This window comes from Paracoccus sp. T5 (genome assembly GCF_048538155.2).
Taxonomy (GTDB): Bacteria; Pseudomonadota; Alphaproteobacteria; order Rhodobacterales; family Rhodobacteraceae; genus Paracoccus.
The window spans coordinates 207104-233148 of the sequence record NZ_JBLWIC020000002.1 but is presented as its reverse complement, the minus strand read 5'-3'; the positions used below and the strand labels follow the sequence as shown (position 1 = coordinate 233148).

General features: G+C 65.8%; 22 protein-coding genes and 1 pseudogene. 4 read left to right on the top strand and 19 right to left on the bottom strand.

Going from position 1 to position 26045, the window contains the following annotated elements:
* Positions 1–45: 45 nt before the first annotated feature.
* From ACNR9W_RS16715 to minC, 5 genes and pseudogenes are all read right to left on the bottom strand, one after another.
* Positions 46–1273, bottom strand: a pseudogene (locus ACNR9W_RS16715) (IS3 family transposase).
* A 603-nt stretch (positions 1274–1876) separates the two neighbouring features.
* On the bottom strand, positions 1877–2857 hold the full coding sequence (locus ACNR9W_RS16710) for an alpha/beta fold hydrolase (protein WP_419269603.1): 981 nt from the start codon (positions 2855–2857) through the stop codon (positions 1877–1879).
* A 206-nt stretch (positions 2858–3063) separates the two neighbouring features.
* Complete coding sequence (minE, locus tag ACNR9W_RS16705) at positions 3064–3342, bottom strand: cell division topological specificity factor MinE (protein WP_419269605.1); 279 nt, start codon at positions 3340–3342, stop codon at positions 3064–3066.
* The gene (gene minD / locus ACNR9W_RS16700) at positions 3339–4187 is read right to left on the bottom strand and encodes a septum site-determining protein MinD (protein WP_419269606.1); all 849 of its coding nucleotides are present in this window, start codon (positions 4185–4187) and stop codon (positions 3339–3341) included. Before minD ends, minE begins: the two co-directional genes overlap by 4 nt.
* Entirely contained in the window at positions 4184–4897 is a 714-nt protein-coding gene (minC, locus tag ACNR9W_RS16695) for a septum site-determining protein MinC (RefSeq protein ID WP_419269607.1), read from the bottom strand. The genes minD and minC overlap by 4 nt, the downstream gene beginning before the upstream one ends.
* A gap of 340 nt (positions 4898–5237) precedes the next feature.
* Here minC and ku (ACNR9W_RS16690) point away from each other — a divergent pair, with 340 nt between their 5' ends.
* Positions 5238–6044, top strand: a complete 807-nt coding sequence (gene ku / locus ACNR9W_RS16690; RefSeq protein ID WP_419269609.1) for a non-homologous end joining protein Ku — start codon at positions 5238–5240, stop codon at positions 6042–6044.
* Between the two features lie 45 nt (positions 6045–6089).
* On the opposite strand, the gene ligD is transcribed toward ku (ACNR9W_RS16690), so the two are convergent.
* The 8 genes from ligD to ACNR9W_RS16650 form a co-directional block, all read right to left on the bottom strand.
* Positions 6090–8561, bottom strand: coding sequence for a DNA ligase D (gene ligD / locus ACNR9W_RS16685; protein ID WP_419269611.1), 2472 nt, complete (start codon positions 8559–8561; stop codon positions 6090–6092).
* Entirely contained in the window at positions 8562–9422 is an 861-nt protein-coding gene (gene ku, locus ACNR9W_RS16680) for a non-homologous end joining protein Ku (protein WP_419269613.1), read from the bottom strand.
* 58 nt (positions 9423–9480) lie between these two features.
* Positions 9481–9663 carry a DUF3606 domain-containing protein gene (locus tag ACNR9W_RS16675; protein ID WP_419269615.1) on the bottom strand — a complete coding sequence of 61 codons (183 nt, stop codon included), beginning with the start codon at positions 9661–9663 and terminating at the stop codon, positions 9481–9483.
* Positions 9664–9738: 75 nt separating this feature from the next.
* Positions 9739–10620, bottom strand: coding sequence for a bestrophin family protein (locus ACNR9W_RS16670; protein ID WP_419269617.1), 882 nt, complete (start codon positions 10618–10620; stop codon positions 9739–9741).
* Between the two features lie 220 nt (positions 10621–10840).
* Positions 10841–12508, bottom strand: coding sequence for a phospholipase D-like domain-containing protein (locus tag ACNR9W_RS16665; protein ID WP_419269618.1), 1668 nt, complete (start codon positions 12506–12508; stop codon positions 10841–10843).
* A gap of 172 nt (positions 12509–12680) precedes the next feature.
* On the bottom strand, positions 12681–15062 hold the full coding sequence (locus tag ACNR9W_RS16660; RefSeq protein ID WP_419269620.1) for a glycoside hydrolase family 31 protein: 2382 nt from the start codon (positions 15060–15062) through the stop codon (positions 12681–12683).
* A 3-nt stretch (positions 15063–15065) separates the two neighbouring features.
* Positions 15066–16367 (bottom strand): TRAP transporter large permease, encoded by a 1302-nt coding sequence (locus tag ACNR9W_RS16655; protein WP_419269622.1) that lies wholly within the window; start codon positions 16365–16367, stop codon positions 15066–15068.
* Positions 16364–16882 carry a TRAP transporter small permease gene (locus ACNR9W_RS16650; protein ID WP_419269624.1) on the bottom strand — a complete coding sequence of 173 codons (519 nt, stop codon included), beginning with the start codon at positions 16880–16882 and terminating at the stop codon, positions 16364–16366. The genes ACNR9W_RS16655 and ACNR9W_RS16650 overlap by 4 nt, the downstream gene beginning before the upstream one ends.
* 209 nt (positions 16883–17091) lie before the next feature.
* Between ACNR9W_RS16650 and ACNR9W_RS16645 the strand changes: the two genes are divergently transcribed.
* Both ACNR9W_RS16645 and ACNR9W_RS16640 read left to right on the top strand, forming a co-directional pair.
* Positions 17092–18072: a TRAP transporter substrate-binding protein gene (locus ACNR9W_RS16645; RefSeq protein WP_419269626.1), complete on the top strand. Its 981-nt coding sequence runs from the start codon at positions 17092–17094 to the stop codon at positions 18070–18072.
* 85 nt (positions 18073–18157) lie between these two features.
* Complete coding sequence (locus tag ACNR9W_RS16640) at positions 18158–18898, top strand: FCD domain-containing protein (RefSeq protein WP_419269627.1); 741 nt, start codon at positions 18158–18160, stop codon at positions 18896–18898.
* A 608-nt stretch (positions 18899–19506) separates the two neighbouring features.
* Here the strand turns inward: ACNR9W_RS16640 and ACNR9W_RS16635 are convergent.
* From ACNR9W_RS16635 to hmgA, 4 genes are all read right to left on the bottom strand, one after another.
* Entirely contained in the window at positions 19507–19713 is a 207-nt protein-coding gene (locus ACNR9W_RS16635; RefSeq protein WP_419269629.1) for a type 2 periplasmic-binding domain-containing protein, read from the bottom strand.
* 259 nt (positions 19714–19972) lie between these two features.
* Positions 19973–20668: a maleylacetoacetate isomerase gene (gene maiA, locus ACNR9W_RS16630; RefSeq protein WP_458478756.1), complete on the bottom strand. Its 696-nt coding sequence runs from the start codon at positions 20666–20668 to the stop codon at positions 19973–19975.
* Positions 20665–21876, bottom strand: coding sequence for a fumarylacetoacetase (fahA, locus tag ACNR9W_RS16625; protein WP_419269632.1), 1212 nt, complete (start codon positions 21874–21876; stop codon positions 20665–20667). Before fahA ends, maiA begins: the two co-directional genes overlap by 4 nt.
* Positions 21877–22024: 148 nt before the next feature.
* Positions 22025–23386 carry a homogentisate 1,2-dioxygenase gene (gene hmgA / locus ACNR9W_RS16620; RefSeq protein ID WP_419269634.1) on the bottom strand — a complete coding sequence of 454 codons (1362 nt, stop codon included), beginning with the start codon at positions 23384–23386 and terminating at the stop codon, positions 22025–22027.
* A gap of 120 nt (positions 23387–23506) precedes the next feature.
* On the opposite strand from hmgA, the gene ACNR9W_RS16615 reads away from it, so the two are divergent.
* On the top strand, positions 23507–23935 hold the full coding sequence (locus ACNR9W_RS16615) for a MarR family winged helix-turn-helix transcriptional regulator (RefSeq protein WP_419269636.1): 429 nt from the start codon (positions 23507–23509) through the stop codon (positions 23933–23935).
* A 224-nt stretch (positions 23936–24159) separates the two neighbouring features.
* Here ACNR9W_RS16615 and ACNR9W_RS16610 read toward each other — a convergent pair whose 3' ends face one another.
* On the bottom strand, positions 24160–25305 hold the full coding sequence (locus tag ACNR9W_RS16610) for an AI-2E family transporter (RefSeq protein ID WP_419269638.1): 1146 nt from the start codon (positions 25303–25305) through the stop codon (positions 24160–24162).
* A gap of 114 nt (positions 25306–25419) precedes the next feature.
* Positions 25420–25866, bottom strand: a complete 447-nt coding sequence (locus ACNR9W_RS16605) for a hypothetical protein (RefSeq protein ID WP_419269639.1) — start codon at positions 25864–25866, stop codon at positions 25420–25422.
* Between the last annotated feature and the right edge of the window lie 179 nt (positions 25867–26045).

The following is a 26045-nucleotide window of genomic DNA, read 5'->3' as shown; positions in this document are numbered from 1 at the left end:
GCAGTTGCAGCGCGCGGCTGGTCTTGCCCCCGTTTCACCGGACACTCAGGCGGTTGCGGTTTGAGCGGCGATGGATTCGCGGGGCGAGCGCATCTTCAGCCCTGAGTGTGGGTGGTTGTCGTTGTAATCTTCGACCCAGCTTCCGATCAATCCCAGAGCGGTCTCTGCGTCGGGCAACGGCGTTACCTGGACGTAGTCGCGCTTGAGCGTCTTCACAAAAGCCTCTGACATGCCGTTGCTCTGCGGGCTGCGGATTGGCGTGAAGCAGGGCTTCAGGCCGAGCTGACGGGCGAAGATCTGGGTGTCCTTGGCGATGTATGGCGACCCATTGTCGGTCAGCATTTCGATCGCCGCCGGTGCTCGCAGGGCGCCAAATCGACGTTCCACGGCTTCGAGCATGATGTCGCGAATGTCTGACCCGCTGATACCGGCATTGACCACAGCCTTCCAGGCGATGATCTCCCGGTCATGAGCGTCGATGATGAAGGCGCCGCGAATGATGTCGCCGTTCCGAGCGGGGTGAACTCGAAGCCGTCGCTGCACCAGCGGAGGTTCGAGCACATAACGATGACCTTGCCGTCATGGATGTGCTCCGGCCGCTCGGAATACTTGCGGGCCAAAAGCAGATTGTGCGCCCTCATGATCCTGTAAGTGCGCTTGTGGTTTACCGGTGCCGAACCTTGCGAGCGCAGTTGGCGGTTCAGGATCGCCGTGATCCGCCGGTAGCCGCAGGTCGGTCGCGCCGCGACGAGCGCTGTAATGAGCGGCACAACCGCCGCGTCTTGCGCCTTGTGATAGCGTTGCCGCGGCTTCGTTTTGCCCTTCAGTCGGTCGACCAGGTTGGAGCGGGAAACCTCCAACGTCTCGGCCACCGCCATCACTGGAAATCTCCCTTCAGCGGCGACCGCACGAGCAAGGTCGGTTTTTTTACGCGCGACTTGTCCAAAGCCTCCCGCAAGATCTCGGCCTCCAGCGTCTTGCGGCCGAGTGCGCGTTCAAGTTCGCGAATGCGGTCTTCAAGCTGCCGCACAACCTTGTTGCTGGTGACAGCATCGTCCTCGGCCACGGCAACACTTCCCCCTTCGAGCATCAGACGCCGCCAACGATAGAGCAGGTTGGGCGCCACGCCATTGCGGCGCGCTACCACTGAGATGCTGGCGCGGTCGTCTAGCGTCTCCTCGACGATCCGGAGCTTCTCGGCAGCAGTCCAGCGGCGCCGGCGACCACCATCGGTGATGATTTCGATCTCTGACATAAGCACGTGCTTAGACATATGCCTAAGCCTCCATGGTTATGCCCAAGTGTCCGGTCGAAACAGGGGCCAGTTCAGCGGCGGCTCAGCCTCGGCAATGCTTCGCCTTTCGCGGGGGGCATTGTATTCGGCCAAATGGGCAAGACCGCAGGTTCGCTCATCCGCCGTAGCAGCCGCGCCGGTAAAGCAGGAAAAATAGCATATGGAGAGCGAATTGGAAGGCCGGTACGTAGCCGTGGCTGGCCAGGCTCCCGAACCGGCCTAGATCAACAATTAGGCGCGGTCCAAGCTGAAGCACCTTTTGGCGGCCTTAAGTTTTCGGGGCTAAGGCCGGAGTTCGGCCAAGAAGGTCTGGCAGAGAACGTCAATCTCCCGGCCCCTCACATGGTGTTCCGCCCGTGCCACCAGCGCCTCTATCGATGCGAAAAATGATTGGTCGAAGTCGGGCGGGTCAATACTTGAGGCGCGGCGGGATTTAAAGGCACGATTTTCGGCACTAGCGTACTGCCTGCTGTCACACCAGCCAAGCTTCATCACCGGCCGCTATCATCTGGCCGGTGGCTGATATGCGGCGCCGCGCATGTTCTTTTCGCCGCGCTCTCCGCTTGGCCGAGGTCCCAAGGGTCAGGCGGGGCTGATCCCCGGCCTCGCCAGCTCCCGGACGGCATCAATTGCGGCCATCACCGCGTCCGTGTCGGTCTGCTGGATCATGTGGCCCCCTCCCGGGATCAGGTGCAGGCTGCTCTGGTTGATATCGCGGTGAAGGCGGGCGGATTGCGTCTCTGGGTCGATCAGACGGTCCTGCGCGCCCGCGAGGATGGCGACCGGAACTTGAAGGCTGGAATAGCTGCTGCAGGCAGCGGCGGCATCGGGGATCATCAGGGCCGAATCCGCGGCGCTGGCGCGGATCTGCGACGGGCGTAGCGCCAGTTCCTTAGGAAATCCTGCAAACTTGGCGGGGACGCGTCGGGGACCAAAAAGCTTTTTCAGCAAGGCGGGCCACAGGAGCCGCCCGAGCAGGGGTGAGACGGTGTAGCGCGCCACATCCCCCAGGACCGGAACGGCGGGACCGGACATGAGGGCGACATCGGGCCGTGCTGTCGGATAGTAGTAGCCCGAGGCCAGCACCAGCCCGCTGACCTGCTGCGGATGCCGCTGCGCCAGCGCGATCGCGACCGAACATCCCCAAGAATGGCCAAGAACGACAGCCGGCCCCACCTGCAGTTGCGCCAGCGCCGCGCCCAGCAGGTCGGCTTGGGCCCGATCGCTCCAGATCGTGCTGCGCGGGCGGTTGCTGTGACCGAAGCCGGGCCGGTCAAAGACGATGACGCGATGGTGACGCGCGGCAAGCTCCAGAAGCCCGCTGGAGCCGAAGTCCTGCACCATGCTGCCATTGCCGTGGATCAGAACAAGCGCCGGACCCGAGCCGCGTTCGACGTAATGCAGGCGCACGCCGTCGATCGTCAGGAACCGCCCCTGGGGCGGGTTGTCGTGTTCGGCCTGCCGCGCCACGCGGTGATTTGCATAGGCCAGGGCCGCCAGCGCGACCGCGCTGCCCAGGGCCAGCCGGCCAGCCGAGAGCCGCCCCTGCAGCTTGTGTGTCATGGCTTTTGCGGACCTGTCCATCTTGCGTCTCCGGTTCTGTGAAGCGGAAGAGGTCCTGCCGTTGCGACGGCCGCTCCGCTGCACCCCAAAGCATCTGCGCCGGGAATTGTTCCGCGGACGGGCAGCGCGCATGGCCCTGACAAAGGGGCACGCCAAGGGACGGCCCGGGCGTGAGGCCCGGACCGTCCGTCGGAATGAGAGAGTGCTCAGCCTGCCTTGGAGCCGGAGGCGCCGGGCAGCTCGATATTGATCTCGAGGCTCGACATCTGGTCACCGCGTTCCATCCGGACGTCGACGTCATGGTCGCCGATCGGGACATGTTTGCGGATCACCGCGACGATTTCGCGCTGCAGCATGGGCAGGTAGTCGGCCTCGGCGGTGCCGGTGCTGCTGCGTTCATGCGCCAGAAGGATCTGCAGGCGGTCCTTGGCCGTCTGCGCGGTCTTGGGCGGCGTCTTCTTGCGGGAAAAGCTGAACAGGTTCATGACGCACGCCCGAACAGACGCTGGAAGAGACCCGGGCGACGCTCGCCCACGATGCGCATCTCGACCTGCGTGCCGGTCAGCCGGGAGACGGCGTCGTCATAGGCCTGCGCCGCGGCCGACGGTCCGTCCAGCGTCACGGGGGTACCGACGTTCGACGCCTTCAGGATCGCCTTGCTTTCGGGAACGACGCCCAGCAGCGGCACCGCCAGGATCTCCAGCACGTCGTCGACGGTCATCATCTCGCCCCGGTCGACGCGGTCCTGGTCAAAGCGGGTGATCAGAACCTGCGCCTTGATCGGCTCGGCGCCCACGGTCTCGGCACGCTTGGTCTGGCTGCTCAGCAGGCCCAGGACGCGGTCGCTGTCGCGGACCGAGGAGACCTCGGGGTTGGTGACAACGACGGCCTCGTCGGCGAAATGCATCGCCATCTGGGCGCCATGCTCGATCCCGGCGGGGCTGTCGCAGACGATATAGTCGAATTCGGCCTTCAGCTCGTCCAGGACCTTCTCGACGCCCTCCTTGGTCAGGGCGTCCTTGTCGCGGGTCTGCGAGGTCGGCAGGATCGACAGCGTGTCAACGCGCTTGTCCTTGATCAGCGCCTGCTTCAGCTTGGCATCGCCCTGGATGACGTTGATGAAGTCGAAGACCACCCGGCGCTCGCAGCCCATGGTCATGTCCAGGTTGCGCAGGCCCACGTCAAAGTCGATCACGACCGTCTTGAAGCCCTGCTTTGCCAGGCCTGCCGAGATCGCCGCGGACGAGGTCGTCTTGCCGACGCCCCCCTTGCCCGAGGTGATCACGATGACCCGCCCGAGCGGCGGATTGTTCTTGGGTTCTGTCGTCATCCGATGACCTCCATGCGAAGTTTTTCATCCTCCAGATAGATATGCGTGCAGCGCTGATGGGCGGCCGCGTCCAGCGTCTCGCTGGTCTGGTAGAGCCCGGCGATGGCGACCAGCTCGGCATTCAGGCTCTGGCAGAAGATATGCGCGCTCTCGTCGCCGTGGCATCCGGCCATGGCGCGGCCGCGCAGGGGACCATAGACATGGATGTTGCCCGCCGCGATCAGCTCGGCCCCCGATGCGACCGATCCGATCACGGTCAGGTCGCCATGTTCGGCCATGATCATCTGCCCCGACCGCACGGGCGAGCGGATGACCTTGTTCTCGGGCGGGCGCGGCGCCTCGGGGGCAGGGGCGGCGGCGGGGCCGGTCTCGCGCGGCAGGGGCGCGTCACGGCCCGAGGTCACGGCGATTAGGCCCAGGGACTGCAGCAGGGCCTCGTCCATGGCGGCGGCATTCTCGACCCCGAAGACCCGCAACTCGCGCTGCCGCAGGCTCTCGACCAGGTCGCGGAGGCGCTCGGGGTCGTGGAAGCAGGCGGCGTTGGCCAGGTCCAGAACCATCGGCGCGCCGGAGAAGAACTGCGGCGTCTTGCGCAGCTGCTGATCCAGCTGCGCGTGGAAGGACGCGTCCGCGGTCTGGGTGTCGATGCGAAGAACCAGCGCCGTCAGGAAGCGACCGCGCACCTGGAACGAGGTTGCGGTGGCCGGCATGGGGTCATGTCGGGTCTTGGCGTATCGATCTGACACGTCGAAACTCTGCTCCTGCTCTGTGGCGGGTCGCGAATCGGAACGCACCGCTCTTCTTGAATCTCCCTTTTCACGAACGGGCCGCGGAGGGAAGAAGAGTTCGCCGATTCAGCAGGAACCCGCCAAGAAATGCGGCATGAAAGATGCGGGACCTGCTCCTGCGGCACCGGGGGCAGGGGTCCCGGCCCCACCACCTGCCGTCGCATGTGGAGGCGGTCGTCGCGGGACCTGAGCTCTGGCCGGCGGCTCTGCGAACCAAAGACGGGGATCGGGCGTTGGGGGCCTGCAGACCCGGAGGCAGATCATGGCGCCACGCACCTATTGGAAAGGCTATCTGAAGCTTTCGCTCGTCACCTGTCCCGTGTCGCTGACGCCTGCGACCAGCGATCGCGACAAGATCCGGTTCCACACCATCAATGCCGAGACCGGAAACCGCGTCCGCAGCCGCTATGTCGACGAGGTGACCGGAGACCCGGTGGAGGAGGAGGACGAGGTCAGAGGCTATGAGGTCGAGAAGGGCCGTCACATCATCATCGAGGACGAGGAGCTGGAGGCCATGGGCCTCGAAAGCACCCGGACCATCAATATCGAGCAGTTCGTTCCCTCGGACAGTATCGAATGGATCTGGTACGACACGCCCTATTACCTGACGCCCGACGACAAGGTGGCGCAAGAGGCTTTCGTCGTCATCCGCAAGGCGATGGAGGCGACCGACACGCTCGGCATCTCGCGGCTGGTGCTGGCGCGGCGCGAACGGGCCGTGATGCTGGAGCCCTACGGCCACGGGATCGTGCTGTGGACGCTGCGCTTTGGCGATGAGGTGCGCCAGCCCAAGGAGGTTTTTGGTGACATCGCGGACCGCAAGGCCGATCCCAAGCTGGTGGCCATGGTGCAGAAGGTCATCACGCAGAAAACGGAACCCTGGGACGCCTCCATGGTCCGCGACCCGGTCCAAGAGAACCTGAAGAAGCTGATCGCCAGCAAGCAGAAGAAGCGCGGCCGCCCTGCCACCCTCAAGCGCAGCGAGGCGCCCGAGCCGCAGGACAACGTGGTCAACATCATGGACGCGCTGCGCAAGTCGATCGCGATCGAGAAGAAGAAGGGCAGCTGACGGTCCCGTGGATGCTGACCCTGCCGCCTTGAAGGTGCGATGCCGTTACCGCATTTTCCGTTTGTCGGCTTCCAAGGGGCGCGACGCTTTCCAGAAATCCTCCCAAGGATCCCCCAGGTTGCCGATCCGGGAGATCGCATTGGCCACGGTGAAGTAATCCGGACCGATGGCGGCGCCGAGTTCGCTCCAATCCAGCGGCATCGACACCGCGGCACCGGGCCGGGCGCGGGTGGAATAGGGCGCAACGGCCGTCGCGCCCCGACCGTTGCGCAGGTAGTCGATCAGGGTCTTGCCCTTGCGCTTGGACTTGGTGATCGTCGCGACGTAGGCGTTGGGGCTGTCCGCGGCCATGGCTTCGGCAATTCCCTTGGCAAAACCCTTGACCTGGTCCCATCCCGCACGCGGTTTCAGTGGTGCCACCACGTGCAACCCCTTGCCGCCCGAGGTCTTCACGAAGCTTGCCAGACCCGCGGCCGCCAGCCGCTCCCTGACCTCCAGTGCCGCCGCGATGACATCGTTCCACGCAACGCCGGGGCCGGGGTCGAGGTCCATGGTGATGAAGTCGGGCCGCTCCAGATCGTCGATCTGGGCGCCCCAGGGATGGATCTCCAGCGCGCCGCCCTGAACCAGACCGATCAGGCCCGCCAGGCTGTCGACCGCGACCAAGGGTTCATCGGAACTGTCCTTTGGGTCATGCGCCTTGAGGATCTCGGCGGACTGCCCGCGCCAGGCGTGCTTCTGAAAGAAGCACTGCCCGCCAACCCCGTCGGGGCACCGGACCAGGGCAAGCGGCCGGTTCGCCACAAAGGGGCCCATCCGGGTCCAGACGTCGGAATAATAATCCGCCAGCCCCTGCTTGGTGACGCCGACATCTTTCCAATAGACCCGGTCCGGACTGGTCAGCCGCACGGCGGGGCGCGGCTTTTCCTGGGCAACGTTCCCGGATTCGCGGACGACCTCCTGGGCCTCGCGGTCCTCCCGGAGGCCGCGAAAGGCGGCGTGCCGGATAGCGCCGCTGGCGGTCCAGGCGCGGAACTCGACCTCGGCCACCAACTCGGGGCGGACGAAGACGGCCTCCCGTGCCTCCTCGGCGGACAGCTTGGCGTCAAAGGGACTGGTTTTCCGGGACATCTTGTCGAGGCGCCTGTAGAGGTCCGCTGCCACCTTCTGCGTGAACCCGGTCCCCACCCGACCCGCATGAACCAGCTTGCCGCCGTCCTGATAGCCTAGGATCAGCGATCCGACCGCGTTGCGCGAGGTCGAGGACGGGGTGAAGCCCGCGACCACGAACTCCTGCCGCTCCGAGCATTTCGACTTGATCCACGTTCCGCTGCGACCCGACCGATAGGGGGCGCTGCTGTCCTTGGAGATCACACCTTCCAAACTCAGGCGGCAGGCATGCCGCAGCACCAGGTCGCCATTCTCCTCGAAATGCTCGCTGTATTTCACAGGCTCGGGCGCACCAGCCAAGAGCGCCTTCAGCGCCGCCTTGCGTTCGACCAAGGGCGCAGGGCGCAGGTCCTTGCCGTCCAGATAGAGGAGGTCGAAGGCATAGAAGGTCATCCGGTCGCGGCGATCCTCGGCAAGATCGGCCTGCAGGGCCGAGAAATCCGAGGCGCCGCTTGGCCCCGCGACGATCACCTCTCCATCCAGGATCGCCACCTGCGCCTTCAGCTGCCCCAGGGCCGCGGGAATCTCCCTGCCAAAGCGGTCGGTCCAGTCAAGTCCGCCGCGGGTGAACAGCGTCGCGCGTCCGTCCCGAAGATGGGCCTGCAGGCGATAGCCGTCGAACTTGATCTCGTGGAGCCATTTCCTGCCCGCCGGCGCCGAAGGTTTCAGCGTCGCCAGCGCGGGCGGCACAAAGCCCGGATAATCCGCATCCTCCGCACCGGCAGGAACCGACGCGAGCGCCCCGTCGATCCGCCCGCCCGCAGAGGACCATCCCGGCGCCTCGCCGGCCAGATCCTCGACCATGCGCCCGGACTTGAACGATTCCGGACGCTCGTCGACGATCGGCTGGTCGTCCTCGCTGCGCGCAAAGGCGTCGTCGCCCTTGATCAAAAGCCAGTTGTCCCGCTTGTCGCGTGCCTTGCGGGCCATCCGCGTCAGATGCCAGCGGCCGCGCAGCTTTTCGCCCTCGATCTCGAATTCAAGGTGGCCCTTGGCCATCCCCTTGCGCGGATCCCCCAACGGCTTCCAGCGCCCGCGATCCCACAGGATAACACTGCCCCCACCATATTCGCCGGCCGGGATGGTCCCCTCGAAATCGCCGTAACTCAGCGGATGGTCCTCGGTCTGCACCGCCAGCCGCTTGTCCCCTGGAACAAGGCTGGGCCCACGCGTCACCGCCCAGCTGAGCAGAACGCCGTCCAGTTCCAGGCGCAGGTCGTAATGCAACCGGCGCGCGGCGTGCTTCTGGATCAGGTAGCTGTCGCCGCTGCCGGACCCGCCAACCTTTCCCGGCGGCTCGGGCGTCGCCTTGAAGTTGCGCTTCTTGTTATAGGTCTCCAGCGCCATCTAGCCGGCCTTCTTGCGGCTCTTGGACGGGGCGGACTTGGGGGCGGGCGAACTGCGCTTGCGCGGCGCAGCCGGCTTTGCGCGACCCGAGGCGTTGGCGCTTTCCCGCAGCGCGTCCAGCAGGCTGGTGACCTTGGTTTCCTCTGGCGGCTTCGGCGCCTTGATCTTGCGGCCTTCGATCTTGGCCTGGACCAGTTCCGCCACCGCATTGTCATAGCGGTCGTCAAAGTCGCGCGGATCGAAGGCGCCGGACTTGGTCTCGATGATGTGCTTGGCCAGATCCAGCATCTCGCCCTCGATCTGGGGGTCGGGCAGGTCCTCGAAGGCCTCTTCGGCGGAACGTACCTCATAGTCGAAGTTCAAGGTATGGGCGACCAGCCCCAGCCCCTGCACCCGCAGCATCACGGTCCGCACGCGCCGGAACAGGACCGCGCGCGCCAGTGCCGCGACCTTCTTCTTCCGCATCCCCTCGCGCACAAGCGCGAAGGAATCCGCAAAAGCCTCGTCCGAGGGGGCGATGAAATAGGGTTTGTCGAAATAGACCGTCTCGACGGCCGAGCAGGGGATGAAGGCCTCGATGGTCAGGGTCTTGTCGCTGTCGGGAACAGCTTCGGCAATCTCCTCGGGGTCCAAGATCACGTAATGATCTTTGGCAGTCTCGTATCCCTTGACCTGCTGGTCCCTCTCGACCGTCTCCTCGGTCTGTTCGTCGATATATTCCCGGCGGACCCGATTGCCCGTCTCGCGGTTCAGGATATGGAAGGACACCCGCCTGGACGTGGTCGCCGCCGCATAGAGCGAGACCGGAAAGGCCAGTTCGCCCAGCCTGATTGTTCCCTTCCAGGTCGCTCTCGGGCTCATCGGGGGCCTCCATCTTTGCTGTTGCACGTCAGGGGGCCTCGGCGCCCCCGGGAATTGCTTAGCGGTCGTCCAGCTTGCGCTCGACCTTGGCGCGGCTGTTCCCCTCGGACTTGACCGCATCGCGAACCTCGTCGCGCGAGACGTCCATCTTCCGGGCCTCGTAGGCGACTTCATGATCCTGGCCCGAGGCGACAAGGCGCCGGTCCTGGGCGCGGCCGCGGCTGGTCTTTTCATTTGACATGACGATCTCCTTCCTCGGGCAGAACGCGTTCAGGGGGCATCCTGGTTCCGGAAGAGGAGCGTGCCGAATTCCTCTTCAGGTTAGGACGTAATCCCGCGGCAGCGGCATTGGCGGCAGGTCCGTCTCGCCCATGGCGGACCGCAGCTGATTTTCGATCACCGTTGCATAGGTCGAAATCGGCAGGTTGTTCGGCATCAGGCCAAAGGGCTCCTCAAGCTCCTCGCCCAAGGTGTCGAGGCCAAAGAAGGTATAAGCGACCAGCATCGCGGCCAAGGGCGTCGACCATCCCAGCATGTCAGCGAAACCGAATGGCATCAGGAAGCAGAAGAGATAGGCCGTCCGGTGCAAGAGCAGCGTATAGGCAAAGGGCAGCGGTGTGTTGGCCAGCCGCTCGCAGCCGACCAGCGCCTGCATCAGCCGGTTCAGGCTGTCGTTCAGGGCCAGCGCCTCTACCGGCGCCAGGCGCCCCTGGCGCAGCAGGGTTCCGATGTCGGCGGCCACCTCCTGCAGGACCCGGTCGGCGGGGCTGGCGGGCAGGGCCGGCTGGTCGGCCCGCTGCCGCAACTGTCCCACGACGGCCTGGCTGAAGGCGATGATGGCGGTCAGGATGCGGCGCCGCTCGGGAGAAGTCTGGCCCGGCTCCTCGTCCAGGACCACCGTCTGGCGGGCGATGTCGCGTGCCGCCTGGATGATCTGGCCCCAGAGCTTGCGCGCCTCCCACCAGCGCTCGTAGCAGGCGTTGTTGCGAAAGCTGAGAAAGATCGACAGCGCGATCCCGATGAGGGTGAAGGGCGCGGGGTTGATGCCGGGGATGATCTGGGGCGCTTGGCGATGGGCGGCGACGACGATCAGCGACAGCATTCCGACCGTGGCCAGCTGCGGCCAGGTCCGTTGGATGATCGAACCCTTGAGGACAAAGAACAGCGTCAGCAGGCTGGGGCGAGAGCGGACGATCATCGGGTCGGAGCCACCGCAGCGTCCGCGCGGGTCTTGGCGTCCAGCCTTGGCATGATATCGGTATGCATGATCCGCGCCGCCCTGTCGAAGTCCCTTGGGAAATCAGCGGTCAGATCGTCACGGATGTCAATCGCGTGGCTGGGCTGGGGTCGCGCCCGAAGGGCACGGAGGCAACACGCTTAACGCCGGTTCGCACCGGAACGGAGGTCTCTGCGGGCCCTCAGCTTCCCCCATCATGCGGAGGGGGCGAAGGACGGAAGGTCCGCTCTGTGATGATGGCAGGTGTTGCAAGTTCCCGCCGGCGCGCCCGGCGGCGCATGCTGCGATAAAGACAGACGCCGATTGCCGCAGCGCCAGCGGCCAGAAAGACCGTTCCCAGACTGGCGGATTCGAACTGATAGGGGGCCATGGCCCGCTTCGCGGCATGCTTGACGCGATCCTTGGGGCGCAGGCGGTTTTGCGGCCAGTAACGGGGGTCAAGGATGCGGCTGTCGGCCAGCGCGCGCTCCAGCGGGTCGAGGACATGGGGCTTGATCGGCTGCAGGCTGCGCCCTTCGGGCCTGCGCAGCGCTTTGATCGTGCCCAGAAGGGAACCGGCTTTCTCCCAAGCCTCGCTCACCTCGCCCGGCTGGCAGTCCAGATGCTCGGCCAGCAGCGACAGCGTGAATTTCCGGATCAGCCCCCGTTCTGCCTCGGATGCCGCGTCGATGGCGATGTCGCATTCCGTGTCAAAGCCCATCGACCGGTTGTCGATATTGCTCGACCCGATCTTCAGGAAGCGGCCATCAACTACGAAGACCTTGGCATGGACATAGATCGCCGTACCTGCCGCGTTCTGCGGATAAAAGATCGCGAAACGTCCGCCGCCGCCGCGCCGGTCGGCCTCCTGCAGGCGTTCGATCATGCGCGAGCGGATCGAGTGCATCGCCTCGTCTTCCAGAAAGCCCTGGGCCGCGTCCGGGTTGATGATCACGATTTCCGGCCCACCCGGTTCGGCCAGCCGCGCCTCCATCGCCTCGCAGAGGGTGCTGGCGGCCAGGTACTGGTTCTCGACATAGATCGTGTGGCGCGCCGCGCGAATCGCGGCCAGGTACAGCTCCTCGATCTCGTTGACCAGCGGCTTGCCGTGATAGCGTGGCGCGGTCCGGGCGATGCCGATGCGGACGTCGCGGATGTCCGGCTGCAGGTCCGCAGGCCAGGCCGAGACACCGCCGGTCTCCGGCACGGGCAGCCTTTCGCCCGTCGCGGAGTGCCAGCGGTGCCGTGCCAAGTCCCCCAGGTCGCGGGCCACCGGCCCTTCCAGCGCCGTGGTCACATCATGCCAAGGCTGGTGCAGCGATCCGCCCGGACTGGTCCGGCACGGGTCGTCCGGCTTGTGTTCCCGCGTGTCCCACCGGCCCGTGGTTACGTCGATCCCGCCGCAGAAGGCAACGCGATCGTCGATTACGACGATCTTCTGGTGATGACAGGCCCCCGCCGGATGATGGCTGTCCAGCGCCAGCCGGATGCGCCTGGAGGCCCGCTTGAGGCTCAGCGTCTCGCGGGCCTGGGTGGCGATCTGGGCCAGCATCGCCCCATCCCATTTCAGGATATGCAGGCGCAGGCCCGGCTTGCCCTTGACCAGCGCCTTGAGGAATTCGCCAAGCTCGTTGGGCCAGCCATCGGGCGCATTGCCCTCCGCATCGCTTTCACCCGGCACCATCTCGATGCGCAGATCGAAGTCCCACCCGATGAGATAGGCGGTGCGATTGGCCGCGATCAAAGCCGCGCGCAGTTGCAGGAAGTATTGCGCTGCGTCGACGATCAGGGCGGCGCGGCTGGCCTTGGCGACCCGCCAGCAGGTCTCCCCTGGCCGCAGCAGGGCTTTGGCTTGATCCGTCATCGGCATGGCTGCTCCCCGGAATGTGGCAGAACGGCGCCTTTCGGCACCGGGCAGGGACCAACGGCGGCGGGCCGGAATCGATCCATCAGCCGCAGGCCGACCTCCGGGCAGCCGCAGGGGCGGAGCCGGTGCCGCGCCGGGACCCTGCCCGGACAGCGCGTGGCCGCCGGTTCGATGCTCAACGCCGGGGAATGGCCGAGATGTCGATCCGGTCGGCCTGCTGGCCGTTCACCCGCAGGATGCGGCCGTCCCCGGCGGGCAGGGTCAGATGCAGCTGATTTCGCCGCGGCTGCCAATGCCCCGAGGCGCGCAGCGTCAGGTCGATTGCCTTGGCGTCGCCGGTCACGGTCACGTGCAACAGCCAGTGGTTCCCCCCCTGTGCGTCCGCGGCCTGACCATCGTCGTCATAAAGGACGGCCTCGTCGCGGAACACGCCCGGCGCGGGATGCACGGCCAGCACAAGGTCCGTGTCATCGGCGGGATCGGCCCGTTTCGCGCCGCTGGACAGCGGCAGCACGGCGCCGGCTCGCACAAAAAGCGGCATCGAGCCCAGATCGACGGGCAGCACAACCTCTATCCCCGGCGCATGGTGGTGGCCGCTGGCAAAATCCCACCAGCCGGTGCCGTTGTCGGGCAGCCACAGCCGACGCTCCGTCGCGCCTTCCTCGATCACCGTGGCGACCAGCAGGTCGCGGCCCAGCAGGAACTCGTCGTTCTCCTCACGGCAGCGCGGATCATCCTCGTGATCCATCAGCGTCGGGCGCAGCATCGGCTGGTGCTCGGTCACCGCCTGCCACAGCAGCGTGTAAAGATAGGGGATCAGCCGATAGCGCAGCTGCAGCGCCTCGCGGATCTGGGGCAGGACCTCGGGATACATCCAGGGCTCGTTCACCGTCGCGTCGTCATTCCAGGAATGGATGGTGAAGCGCGGGTGGAAGATGCCGTTCTGCACCCACCGCAGGAACAGTTCGGGGCCGGGCCGCGGCCCCGAAAAGCCGCCCACGTCATGGCCGATGTTGAAGATGCCCGACATGGACAGGCCCAGCCCCATGCGGTTGTTGTAGCGCAGCGTCTTCCAGGCGGTGCGGTTGTCCCCCGTCCAGGTCTGGGCATAGCGCTGGATGCCCGGCGCGCCCGACCGGCTGATCAGGTAGGGACGCTGGTCGGGGGCATGTTCGACCTGCGCATCGCGCGAGGCGCGCGACATCAGCACCGGCTGCAGGGGCCGGATCAGGGCGATGTCGATGGGCTGTCCAAAGCCGTGGCAGCGCGCGCCGCGGTCCCAGATCTCGTATTCGTTGTTGTCGTTCCAGGTCGAGCCGATGCCGTGCGCCAGCAGCTGCGTCGTCACGTTCTCCTTCCACCAGGCCACCGTATCCGGATTGGTGAAGTCCAGATGCGACCCCTCGTCGTCCCAGAAGACCGAGATCTCGGGGCGGTCCTCCTCGCTGTCGCGGATGAACAGGCCCTTCTGCGCGACCTCGTCGTATCGGGGGTGGTCCTGCAGCAGGCAGGGCTTGATGTTGGCGATCAGGTGCAGACCGGCATCGGAAAAGCGCGCGGCCATGGCGTCGATGTCGGGAAACTTGTCGTGGTTCCAGTTGAAGACATAGCGCTTGGACCCGATCGAGGTATAGCCCGAGGACATCTGAAAGCTGTCGCAGGGCAGGTCATGCGCGGTGATCCGGTCCAGGAACCCCTCCAGCTGCCGCTGCGCGTCGGGGGCGTCGGTATAGCTCATGGTGGAGCCGGAATAGCCAAGCGACCAGCGCGGCGGAAAGGCCGTGCCGCCGGTCAGCCAGGCCTGACGCCGGGTCAGGCCCGCCAGGTCCGGGGACCAGGACATGTAATAGTCCAGATCGCCATCCTCGGCCCGATAGGCGCGATAGGGCAGGTGATAGTTGTCCAGCTCGTTGCCCAGGTCGAACCAGCAGCTGGCTATGTTGTCGTAGAAGATCGACCAGGACCCCGCATCCGGCGTGCGGGTCATGGTGACCGGGATGTGCTTGTAGAGCGGGTCGGTCGTTTCCGCGTCATAGCCCATTGCATCCAGGTTGCGCATCTCGAACCGGCGGCCGGAGCGTTCCAGGTCGCCTGCCTTCTCACCCAGGCCATAGACCTGCTCGTCCGGATGGCGGCGCAGGAAATGGGCGTGCGCGTGATCGCGGGTGCCGGCCATGTAGGCGCCGGTCGGACGGTCGGCCGCAAAGACGCGCCAGTCATCGCCCATCCGCGCCTGCCAGACCAGCTGCAGCGGGCGGCGCACCGTCAGCCGCAGGGTCCCTGTGTCGATGACCAGGCCGTCCCCGGTTTCCCCATGCGCGAAGTCGGGACAGGAAAACCCGCCCAGATCATCGCGCGACCGGCCTTCGATGGGGGTGTCGCCGTCAGGCGCCACCGACCAGCTGCGGTTCAGCCGCCAGCCGTCCCGACCGATGAGCGAGACGCGGATCAGGTCGTGCTCCAGCACGGCGATGCGCAGGCGGCGGCCGCCCCCGGTGTCCAGCATCAGGCAGGCGCCGTCACGCCCGGCGAAACTCCAGTCCTTCAGGGTCTTCATCGATCAACCGTAGTTCAAAAGCCAGCGCGGCAGGGCGAGGCTGATTTCGGGAATGAAGGTGACCGCCATCAGCAGCACGATCATCGCGACGTAAAGCGGCAGCATCGGCCGGATGACCCGCGCGATCGGCACGCCGCCGACCGAGCAGCCCACGAACAGCGCCGAACCCACGGGCGGGGTGCAGATGCCGATGGACAGGTTCAGCGTCATCATGATGCCGAAATGCACCGGGTCCATCCCCAGGTCGCTGACGACCGGATAGAAGATCGGCGTGAAGATCAGCAGCGCCGGCGTCATGTCCATGAAGGTGCCGATGACCAGCAGCGCCACGTTGATGATCAGCAGGATCACCACCGGGTTGTCCGACAGCATCAGCAGGTAATCCGACAGCGCGAAGGGGATGTCGCCGAAGGCCATCGCCCGCGACATGGCGATCGAGGCGCCGATCATCAGAAGGACGATGGTGGTCGTCACCGCGCTTTCCAGGAAGATGGCGGGCAGGTCGCGCCAGCCGATCTCGCGGAACCAGAACAGGGCCAGCACCAGCGCATAGAGCACCGCCGCCGCCGAGGCCTCGGTCGCGGTGAAGATGCCGGCGATGATGCCGCCCATGATGACGATGATCAGCCCCAGGGGCAGGATCGCGTCCAGCGTCTTGCGGCGCACCTCGGCCATGCTGGGACGGGGGGCCACGGGATAGCCGCGCCGCTTTGCGATGATCCCGGCGACGACCATGATCGAAAGGCCCAGCAGGATGCCGGGCAGATAACCCGCCACGAACAGCGCCGAGATCGAGGTCCCGCCGGTGATCAGCGAAAAGACGATCAGCGCGGTCGAGGGCGGGATCAGCAGGCCCGTGGGGCTGGAGGCGATGTTGACGGCGGCCGAATAGGCGGGGTCGTACCCCTCCTTGCGCTGCAGCGGCGCCATGACCCCGCCGACCGCGGCCGCCGAGGCCACGGCCGAACCGGAAATCGCGCCGAACATCATGTTGGCGATGACGTTGCAATGCGCCAGCGCGCCGGGCAGGCGCCCGCCCAGAACCTTGGCAAATTCGATCAGGCGCAGGGCGATGCCGCCCCGGTTCATGATGTTTCCGGCCAGGATGAAGAACGGGATGGCCAGCAGGGTAAAGCTGTCCAGGCCCGACACCATCTGCTGGGCGACGATGAAGATCGTCTGGTCGAACGACATGAACAGCAGGAAGGTCAGCGCCGAGGCGATGCCGATGGCAAAGGCGATCGGCACGCCCACCACCATCAGCACCCCGAACGAGGCGAAAAGAACGACGGCGGCCCAGTTCATGACAGGCGATCCTCTTGCGGCGCCGGCAGGTCCTGCGGCGGGTTCAGGGTCGTGCCGCCCCGGGCGATGCGACCGATATTGGCCACTGCATAGGCGATGATGATCAGCCCCGACAGCGGCACCGCACCATAGACCCAGCCCATCGGCACCTGCAGCGAGGGCGAGATCTGCCCCGAAGCCAGCGTCCGCTGGACCAGCTGCAGCCCGCCCCAGACCATGACCACCGCCGCGAAGCCCGCGATCAGCAGCGTGATCAGCACTTCGTTCACCTGACGCCGACGGCCGCTGAGCGAGGTGGGCAGCAGATCGATCGCCAGGTGGCGCCCCTGGCCATAGGTGTAGGCGCCGCCGACCAGGGCCAGCCACATGAACAGGAACCGCGCCAGTTCGTCCGTCAGGGTCGAAGGGGTGCCCAAGGCATAGCGGCTGATCACCTGCCAGCTGACGCAGACCAGCAGCACGGCAAAGACGATGATGATCCCCGACCGCAGCAGTCCATCGGCCAGCCGCCTCATGGTCGCCCTCTTGCGCTGGATGTCCAGATGCCGGTCATGCTCCGCCCTCCCCTATGAGCGCTGCTCGATTGTGGGGCAAAATGAACTGCCGGTCCGAATTGGTCAACCGATTTGTCAAAGTGGTTGACAACGACATGGATTGGCCGATCTCATTGTGTGGGACACTTGGGCGGTCGCAGCATCGCCCGTCCATTCACCGGGAGGACGTGATGAACCTAACGACCAGATTTGCCTGCAGCAGCGCCGTGGCCCTGTTCGCCCTGACTGCGGCGGCCGAAGCCCGCACGCTGCGGCTGAACCACAACAACCCCGAGGATCACCCGGTTCATCTGTCAATGCAGAAGATGGCCAAGGAGGTCGAGGAGGCCACCGGCGGCTCGGTCAAGATCCGCATCTATGCCAACGGCCAGCTGGGCACGCAGCGCGAATCGACCGAGCAGGTCCAGAACTGCTCGCTGGACATGGCGCGGTCGAACGCGGCCGAACTGGAGGCCTTCGTGCCTTCCTATGGCGTCTTCAACCTGCCCTACCTGTTCGACAGCGAGGATCACTTTGACGCGGTCGTGGCCGGCGAGGTCGGGCAGCGGATCCTGGATTCAGGCATCGAACAGGGCATCCGCGGGCTGGCCTATTACACCGAAGGCGCCCGGTCCTTTTACGCCAACAAGCCGATCCTGACGCCTGCGGACCTGAACGGCATGAAGATCCGGGTCCAGCCCAGCCCCTCGGCAGTGCGCATGGTCGAACTGCTGGGCGCCAGCCCCACGCCGATCGGTTGGGGCGAGCTTTACTCTGCCCTGCAGCAGGGCGTCGTGGACGGCGCCGAGAACAACCCCACGGCGCTGACGACGGCCCGCCACGGTGAGGTTGCCAAGCATTTCTCGCTGGACGAGCATACGCTGATCCCGGCGGTGGTGTTCATCTCAAAATGCGCTTGGGACGAGATGTCGCCCGAGGAGCAGACGGCCCTTTCGACGGCCGCGCGCAACTCGATGATCTCGCATAGCGAAGCTTGGCGCGAGGCAGCGGCCGAGGCGATCGAGACCGCAAAATCCGAGCTCGGCGTCGAGATCCACGAGGTCGACAAGGCCCCGTTCATCGAGGCGGTGCAGCCGATGGTCGACGAGGCCCGCGCCAGCAGCGAGGAGATGGCCGAGCTGATCGACCAGATCCGCGCCCAGGCCCAATGACACCGGGATGCGCTGCCATGGACGGGGGCATCATCGCGTATGAGGCCGTCCTGGCGGCGCATCTGACGCAGGGACGGTGGCGGCCATGACCGCCGCCGTCCAGCGCCGCTACCAGGATGTCGCGGCGGAACTGCGCGCCCTGATCCGGACCGAGGGGTTCCGCCCCGGCGATCGGTTGCTGACCGAGCGACAGATCGCCCAGAGGCTGGACGTGGGCCGCAGTCTGGTCCGCGACGCCATCGTGATGCTGGAGGTCGAGGGGCTGGTGCAGGTGCGCCAAGGCTCCGGCATCTACCTTCTGGACGGTGCCGCCACGACCTCCGCCATGGCCGACGACATCGGGCCCTTCGAGCTGCTGGAAGCCCGCATGATCATCGAAAGCGCGGTGGCCGGGCTGGCGGCCGCGACGGTGACAAAGGCCGACATCACCGCCATGCGCGAGGCGCTGGAGGAGGAACGGCGCGTCATGGGCTGCGCCGACGGCGACTATTCCGGCGATCGGCGGTTTCATCTGCTGATCGCCGAGGCCACGCAGAACGGGGTCCTGGTCCAGATGGTGACCGACCTGTGGGACCGCCGCGCCCGCAGCCGGATGTGGGCGCAGCTGCACAGCCGCGTCTTTGACCAGACCTATCGCGCCCGTTGGCTGGACGATCATCAGGAGATCCTGGATGCGCTGCGCGCCCGCGACAGCCTTCGCGCCCGCAAGGCCATGAGCGACCACATCGCCCATGTCAGCCAGATCCTGATGCAGCTCTCCGATCCCGACGATCCCAGCTTCGATGGGTACCTGTTTTCAACCGCGCGGGCACACCAGGTGCTTTGACCCTGGGCCCGGGTTCCGGGCATCCGGCCGCGGCGGGCGCATTGTGGCGGAGCCTGAGCCCTGTCACCACCCGAAGCCGCTGGCAGTCCTGAATGGCTCCGTCACCGCCCTGTCCACGGGCGGCAATGTCCGGATGAAGCACTACCGTGTCGGCGTCCCGTTGCCGACCGTCGCGCCTGCCCGACACCAGCCCGGCCGACGTTGGGCATGGCGAAGGCGATCGATACTTCGCAAATGACCATCAGCAGGAGGATGAAAGGAGATCGCGCTCCGCGGCAGCAGCATGAGGCTACCGGAGAGGGCGCGGCTGGCCGTAGCCATAAGTGCCAGCGGCGTCATGGGCAGGGCCCGTGAGGCACTGCGCGCCCTCATGCACCTGGGCCTCGATCCGCACCAGCCGCCAAACGAGGTATCCGAGCGCCAGCGCCGAGGTCGCGGCCGCCCAAGCGCTTCGACCATTTCGCGGCCAGCGCGGTAGAATCGACCGTGTCGCCAATCTCCTCCTTGGCGACACGGTCGGCCTCGTTTAATGCCTTGCCAACGCGCTCGGCAAGGGCTTTGCTCAGGATCGCGCCGATGGTGGCGCGGTCCTCCTCACGCAGGCCGTTTCACTTGTCCGCATCTATCACCAAGAACCACGTGGTGTTGTAGATCCCGCCCGGCACCGTCGTGGGAGACTTGATGTGGTCGTTCAGGTTGAAGACGGTCATTGCGTCGTGGGTGAAAGCCGCACTGTCGATGATCCGCCGCGACAGCTTCTCGTTGACCTCGGGAAGGGACATGAACAGCGGTGACGCCCCAAGTGGCGACGCCATCGCCCACACAGCCGTCTGGAATATAGATATTCGGCGGGTTGTATGTCAGCCGGTGCTTCGATCTGTGGGCATTATCGTGCAGCAAGCGCGGCCCGTGGATGAACAGGCCCGGAAGATGCGTCCCGGCATGTTCCTCGACCGCATTCAGTTCGTGCCGACGAGGGAATGCCTGAGCGGGAGCCGGGACAGCTTGATCGGCTCTTCTGCCGCAAGGGGCGCGCCGGACAGGATCGGCCAGCAAAGGCGAAGCGTCAGGCGTTCATGAACTGTCTCCCCGAACGATCTTGGCCTCCCGAGAAGGGTTGAAATGTGCCGGATGCGCGGCCGTGAAGGCGGGATGGAACGCACAGGCGTCGGCTATGGCCGACAGGCGGGGCAGGTGGTCGATCGGCACCTGCCACCGGGCGGCATTGTAAAGCTGCGGGATCAGCGCGCAGTCGGCCATCCCGGGGCGATCGCCGTGGCAGAAGCGCCCGGTGGAGCCCCGATGGTCTAGCATCGCCTCGACCGCCTGCAGCCCGTGCGCGATGTTGTCGCGGTTCCAGGCAGCCCGCGCCTCGGCCCCGGCCAAGGCCTCGACCCGCGCCAGCACGGCCAGGTTCGAGACGGGGTGGAGGTCGCAGGCAATGGCCAGCGCCAGGGCGCGGACATGCGCGCGCGCGGCGTGATCGCCGGGCAGCAGCGGCGGGCCAGGGCGCGTTTCCTCAAGATATTCGATGATTGCCAGCGACTGCGTCAGGACCAGCCCGTCGATCTGCAGCACGGGAACCAGACCCTGCGGGTTCAGCTCCAGATGGTCGTGCCGCCGATGCTCGCCCACCACCAGGTCAACCGCTGCCCGGTCAAAGGCGACGTCCTTGAGGTTCAGCGCGATCCTTACCCGATAGGAGGCCGAGGATCGCCAATGATCATGCAGGACCGGCCGTTCCCCGGGAGGGGCGGTCAATGCCGTCACTCCTGCGCGGGAAGGATCGTGCCGGTGCAGGGGCCGAACCCGATGCGATATCCGTCCCCCTCGGCATAGCCGAAGAGCCCGATCTGGTCCCCATCCTCGATGAAGGTGCGCGGCTGTCCCGCCACCTCGACCGGCAGCTTGCCGCCCTGCGTCATCTCCAGCAACGCCCCGGTCTGGTCCGGCGCTGGCCCCGAAACGGTCCCGCTGCCCAAGAGGTCGCCGACCCGCATCGGGCAGCCCGAGACCGCGTGATGCGCCAGTTGCTGGGCCGAGGAATAATACATCACGTTGTAATTCGTGCGCGCCATCGTCTGGCCGTTCATGGTCCAGCCCATGACTAGATCGTAAAAGCCGGGCCGCTGTTCCTGCAGATAGGGCAGCAGGGGGTTCGTCCGCTCCGCACCGGGGCTGCGGAAGGGCTCAAGCGCGGCCTGCGTCACGATCCACGGGCTGATCGTCGTGCCAAGTGCCTTGGCCTGGAAAGGGCCGAGCGGCTGGTATTCCCAAGCCTGGATGTCCCGTGCCGACCAGTCGTTCAGGAGGACATAGCCGAAGATCATGTCCTCGGCCTCCTCCACGCTGATGCGCTGACCCATCCGGCTGTTTGCGCCGACGATGGCGCCCAGTTCCAGCTCCAGGTCCAGGCGGCGGCTGGCCGACCAGAGCGGGCCATAGTCGCCCTTCACCTGCCCCATGGGGCGGCGGATCGACGTTCCGGACACGACGACCGACGAGGCCCGCCCGTTATAGCCGATGGGCATATGGGTCCATTGCGGGGGCAGGGCGTTTTCCGGGCCCCGGAACAGCACGCCGACGTTGAAGGCATGATTTCTGGATGCATAGAAATCGGTGAACTCGGTCACCCGGATCGGCAGGTGCAGCGTGGCATCGGCCATCTGCACCAGGGGCAGGCCCCGATCACCATCCTCGGCCAGCAGGGCGGTCAGGCGGGCCCTTGTCCGGTCCCAGACCGCGCGCCCCTGTTCGATGAAGTCGTTCAGGACCGGCCGCGCAAAGCTGCCCTTCGCGTCGATCAGCCCCCGCGCCTCGCATGCCGCCAGGTCGAGGATCATGTCCCCGATGGCCACGCCGCAACGCGGCTGCTGATCTGCAACCGAAAACACGCCATAGGGCAGGTTCTGGATTGGAAAGTCGCACCCGGGCTCGTTCGCGGCAGCCACCCAGCTGCGCAGGGCTTGGTCGGTCATCGGGGCCTCCTTGGTCGCTTGGGGGGTGATGGTCGTTGCGTCTGAAGCGGATATCAGCATCCGGTGCAGATGCAGTAAGCGCGCAGGCTGGCCTTGCTTCGGGGTCCTTTGAAGGCGCCGCTGCGGGGGCGGCCGCAGCGCCAATGCCTCACTTCACGCCGGGTGTGCCGTCGAACTTCTTCTCCAGCCGGTTCCAGACCTCGATGTACTCCTCCTGCATCGGCGCCTCATGGGCGGCGAATTCGGTGAGGTGCTGGGGAAAGCGGGTCTCGAACATGAAGGACATGGTATTGTCCAGCTTCTCGGCCTTCAGTTCGGCATTGCTGGCGCCTTCAAAGGCGTCACGATCGGGACCGTGGGGCAGCATGCAGTTGTGCAGGCTGATCCCGCCCGGGGCAAAGCCCTGAGGCTTGGCGTCGTACTGGCCATAGATGTTTCCCATCAGCTCGGACATGATGTTCTTGTGATACCAGGGCGGGCGAAAGCTGTGCTCGGCCACCATCCAGCGTTCGCGGAAGAGAACGAAGTCGATGTTCGCGGTCCCCTCCTGTCCCGAAGGCGCCGTCAGCACCGTGAAGATCGACGGGTCGGGATGGTCGAACAGGATCGCGCCCACGGGGGAATAGGTCCGCAGGTCGTATTTGTAGGCGCAGTAGTTGCCGTGCCAGGCCACCACGTCCAGCGGGCTGTGGCCGATCTGCGTCTCGTGGAACTGGCCGCACCACTTGATGACGACGCGGCTTGGCACCTCGCGGTCCTCGAAGGCAGCGACGGGGCACTTGAAGTCGCGCGGGTTCGCCATGCAGTTCGCGCCGATCGGACCGCGGCCGGGCAGGTCGAACTTCTGGCCGTAATTCTCGCAGACAAATCCGCGGGCGGGGCCTTCCAGAACCTCGACACGATAGACCAGGCCGCGTGGCAGGATGGCGATCTCCTTGGGCTCCAGGTCGATGACGCCCAGTTCGGTGCAGAACCGCAGCCGCCCCTCCTGCGGGACGACCAGCAGCTCGCTGTCGGCCGAGAAGAAGTATTCATCCTCCATTGACCTGGTCACCAGGTAGACATGGCTGGCCATGCCGACCTGGATGTTCACGTCGCCCGCCGTGGTGATCGTGCGCATGCCGGTGATCCAGGTCAGGTCCTGATCCGGCACCGGGATCGGATCCCACCGATACTGGCCCAGGCTGGTCACATTCGGCAGCACGTTCGGCGCAGTCTTCCAGTGGGGCACATCGATCGGGCTGAAGCGCCCGGTGTGATGGACCGACGGTCGGATGCGATAGCACCAGGTCCGTTCGTTCTGGCCACGCGGCGCGGTGAAGGCGGTGCCGGACAGCTGTTCGGCGTAAAGGCCATAGTTGCATTTCTGCGGGCTGTTCTGACCCTGCGGCAGGGCGTCCGGCAGGGCCTCGGTCTCGAAGTCGTTGCCAAAGCCGGGCATGTAGCCTTCGTTCGTGCCGGTCGTTGCCGTGGCGCGGATCATGCCGCGCGGCAGGTCGTGGGTGGTCATGGCATTCCTCCCTCGGATTCGTTGGGTTTGCAACGATGTTATCGTTGCGGCAGCAACGGGGTCAAGTCCTGTTGCGGCTGCAACGGTTTTCTGCTGATCTTCGCGTCAAGGAGATGCCCGATGCCCTTTCACCTGGACCAGTTCCTGCCCTATCGCCTGTCCGTCGCCGCGACCGAGATCAGCCGCCGCTTTGCTGCCCGCTATGCGGCCGAGGCGGGGCTGAGCATTCCCGAATGGCGGGTTCTGGCCCATCTGGGGCATTCGGGCGCCGTCAGCGTCCGCGACATCACGCAGCGGGTCCACCTGGACAAATCGGTCGTCAGTCGTGCGGCCTCACGTCTGCAGGAGGCGGGCTTGGTGGCCAAGTCCGATCACGGTGGCGACCGGCGGCTGATCGTGCTGGAACTGACGCCGCTGGGGCAAGAGCTGATGGAGCGGCTCTCTGCTATCGCGGACGAATTCCAAGACGAGCTTCGCGCCCTGCTGGGCGATGATGCACAGGCCTTCGAGCGGGGCCTGGCGCGGATCACGGGACCTGAGAGAGGTTGAGGGCGCTGCCGTCAGTGCATCATCGCCGCCAGGAGCAGGTTGGACTTGACCATTCCCGGCTTCTGATAGGCGCGCTGATGATAGTTCGGGAGCGTGCTGACCCCGACCGCGGCGACCGTGGCATGATCTATGCCGCCATGGAGACGGCACGCGAAGGATGAAGATCATCCGCGGGACTGCGCATTGCCTGGCAGCGCTCACCGCCGCATAAACTGGTAGAGGCGCTAACGCCGGGCTTGCCGGTCCAACTCCTCGTAGTCGCTGGCGTCGCTCAGCATCAGGGCGACGGGGCGCAGGGGTTCGATATGCGCACAGATGATCATCAAGGCGATGGTGATGGGCACGGCCAGAACCGCACCGGCAATGCCCCAGATCCAGCCCCAGACCAGAAGGGTGATCAACACCACCAGCGAGGACAGCGATACTTGACGCCCCTGCACCCTCGGATCGACATAATTGCCCATCACCTGTTCGATCACGAAGATGCCCGCGCCGATGGCCATGGCGGTGGCGGGATCCTTCTGGACCACCGCATAGAGAACCGGAAGCGCCCCCGCCACGAGCGACCCCAAGGTCGGCACGAAGTTCAGAATGAAGGCCAGAAGTGCCCAGACCACCAGAAGGTCGATCCCGAACAGCCACAGCCAGCCCGCGTAGAGAAGCCCGGTCGTGACGCCGAGGACCGTGCGGGTCATCAGGTAGCGGCGCATCAGGTCCGCGATGATGGCAATCGTTTCCATCGCGTCCCGGCGTGACCGTCCGCTGAGCATGGTGGCCAGCTTTTGGCTCCATTTCTCCCGTTCGATCAGCATCAAAAGCGTCAGGAAGATGACTGCGACGGTTGCGATCAGCAGCCCGCTGGCCGTGCTCAGGACGGTCATGGCGGTTCCGGAGGCCAAACTTCCCAGCTGTTCGACCACGGCGCTGCCGGACAGGAAGCGCCCGAAGGGGCTGCTGTCGGAAGGGCCCATAGTTGACGGATCCATGCCTTGGCCAGGAGCCTGTCCGCCCAGGATGCCTTGCAGTTCCTGACCGAAGCGTGGCAGCAGGTTGCCGGCGCTTTCAGGATCGGGAAAGCGCTGCACCACTTGCTGGGCCGAAAACCAGATCAAGGCGACAAGAATCGCCAGCGTCGCAAGAATGACTCCCATGGCGGCAACCCGCCCGAGCCAGCCGAGCCAATCCGGGACATGTCGCGCGATCTTGCGGTCCAGCGGCGCCACCAAAAGCGCCAGGAAGATCGAAAAGACCACTGGCACCATGAACGAGCCGGTGGCGTGCAGGGCCCAGCCCACCAGGATGATGGTGACGGTCGTCAACAACCTTGTACGGGCCCGGCCATGGCCGGCAACATGCCCTTGGTCAGTCATCCCGTGCCCCTTTTTCGCGCGCGGCCGACGCTTTGGGTGACGGAGGCATCCGACCGCCACTGCAACGTCCTCGCGATGATGCCCTGCGCAAGCCAGCAGCACCACCGGATTGCGCTACTTCTTGTTAGCGATCATGTTCGCCGCCGACAGGACGATTGCATCCTCGACAAAGCCGGTTGTTGTCTGGCCCCACCGCTGCATGGCCCATTTGCGCGCCGCCAGTCCGCAATAGGACGAGGCCACGGCTGCGCCGATGCCAAGCGCGGCGCCCTCCAGCCCGCGCCGGGGCGGTGCCAGGGCTGCGCCAGCCAAGCCCCCGGTGATGGTCCGGGCCAAAAGACCGAGGAAGACGGTCCGGTCGGGGGCGCTCTTCATCTTGTCCCCTGCAATTTCGGCTGCGGCCATCGCGACGCCTCCGGCGGCGATGACGGGGTGCTCCATGAGCCTCCCCCCGGGGGTCTCATGGGGAAGGGTGCCGCGCTGCGCGGCGGCCGCCAGTGCGGCAAGGGGGGTCATCGACCGCTGGCCCGCGACCATCCCCATCAGGATTGAGCGTAACATCGTGGCTCCTGTGATGTGTCTGGGCCAACCGCAAAGCGGGGGAAGGGGTTCCTTCGCGCGGCGACGGGGCGCCGCATTGATGCCAGCTGCCAGTTGCGCCTCGGGTCCGCCGTGGCAGGGCGGCGCCGCGCCCGCCCAAGGCCAGTTCCGCAGCCCCGCACCTCATGACCAGCCGCAGC

Bases quoted from the DNA above. Each gene is read 5' to 3' on its own strand.
- ACNR9W_RS16675 (WP_419269615.1), bottom strand. From the start codon at position 9,663: ATGTCAAATGAAAAGACCAGCCGCGGCCGCGCCCAGGACCGGCGCCTT.
- hmgA (WP_419269634.1), bottom strand. From the start codon at position 23,386: ATGACCACCCACGACCTGCCGCGCGGCATGATCCGCGCCACGGCAACG.
- ACNR9W_RS16640 (WP_419269627.1), top strand. From the start codon at position 18,158: ATGACCGCCGCCGTCCAGCGCCGCTACCAGGATGTCGCGGCGGAACTG.
- ku (WP_419269613.1), bottom strand. From the start codon at position 9,422: ATGAGCCCGAGAGCGACCTGGAAGGGAACAATCAGGCTGGGCGAACTG.
- minE (WP_419269605.1), bottom strand. From the start codon at position 3,342: ATGAACCTGTTCAGCTTTTCCCGCAAGAAGACGCCGCCCAAGACCGCG.
- minC (WP_419269607.1), bottom strand. From the start codon at position 4,897: ATGCCGGCCACCGCAACCTCGTTCCAGGTGCGCGGTCGCTTCCTGACG.
- ACNR9W_RS16615 (WP_419269636.1), top strand. From the start codon at position 23,507: ATGCCCTTTCACCTGGACCAGTTCCTGCCCTATCGCCTGTCCGTCGCC.
- minD (WP_419269606.1), bottom strand. From the start codon at position 4,187: ATGACGACAGAACCCAAGAACAATCCGCCGCTCGGGCGGGTCATCGTG.
- ACNR9W_RS16610 (WP_419269638.1), bottom strand. From the start codon at position 25,305: ATGACTGACCAAGGGCATGTTGCCGGCCATGGCCGGGCCCGTACAAGG.
- ACNR9W_RS16660 (WP_419269620.1), bottom strand. From the start codon at position 15,062: ATGAAGACCCTGAAGGACTGGAGTTTCGCCGGGCGTGACGGCGCCTGC.
- ACNR9W_RS16645 (WP_419269626.1), top strand. From the start codon at position 17,092: ATGAACCTAACGACCAGATTTGCCTGCAGCAGCGCCGTGGCCCTGTTC.
- ACNR9W_RS16710 (WP_419269603.1), bottom strand. From the start codon at position 2,857: ATGACACACAAGCTGCAGGGGCGGCTCTCGGCTGGCCGGCTGGCCCTG.
- ACNR9W_RS16650 (WP_419269624.1), bottom strand. From the start codon at position 16,882: ATGAGGCGGCTGGCCGATGGACTGCTGCGGTCGGGGATCATCATCGTC.
- ACNR9W_RS16665 (WP_419269618.1), bottom strand. From the start codon at position 12,508: ATGCCGATGACGGATCAAGCCAAAGCCCTGCTGCGGCCAGGGGAGACC.
- ku (WP_419269609.1), top strand. From the start codon at position 5,238: ATGGCGCCACGCACCTATTGGAAAGGCTATCTGAAGCTTTCGCTCGTC.
- ligD (WP_419269611.1), bottom strand. From the start codon at position 8,561: ATGGCGCTGGAGACCTATAACAAGAAGCGCAACTTCAAGGCGACGCCC.
- ACNR9W_RS16670 (WP_419269617.1), bottom strand. From the start codon at position 10,620: ATGATCGTCCGCTCTCGCCCCAGCCTGCTGACGCTGTTCTTTGTCCTC.
- ACNR9W_RS16655 (WP_419269622.1), bottom strand. From the start codon at position 16,367: ATGAACTGGGCCGCCGTCGTTCTTTTCGCCTCGTTCGGGGTGCTGATG.
- ACNR9W_RS16635 (WP_419269629.1), bottom strand. From the start codon at position 19,713: ATGGCGTCGCCACTTGGGGCGTCACCGCTGTTCATGTCCCTTCCCGAG.
- fahA (WP_419269632.1), bottom strand. From the start codon at position 21,876: ATGACCGACCAAGCCCTGCGCAGCTGGGTGGCTGCCGCGAACGAGCCC.
- ACNR9W_RS16605 (WP_419269639.1), bottom strand. From the start codon at position 25,866: ATGTTACGCTCAATCCTGATGGGGATGGTCGCGGGCCAGCGGTCGATG.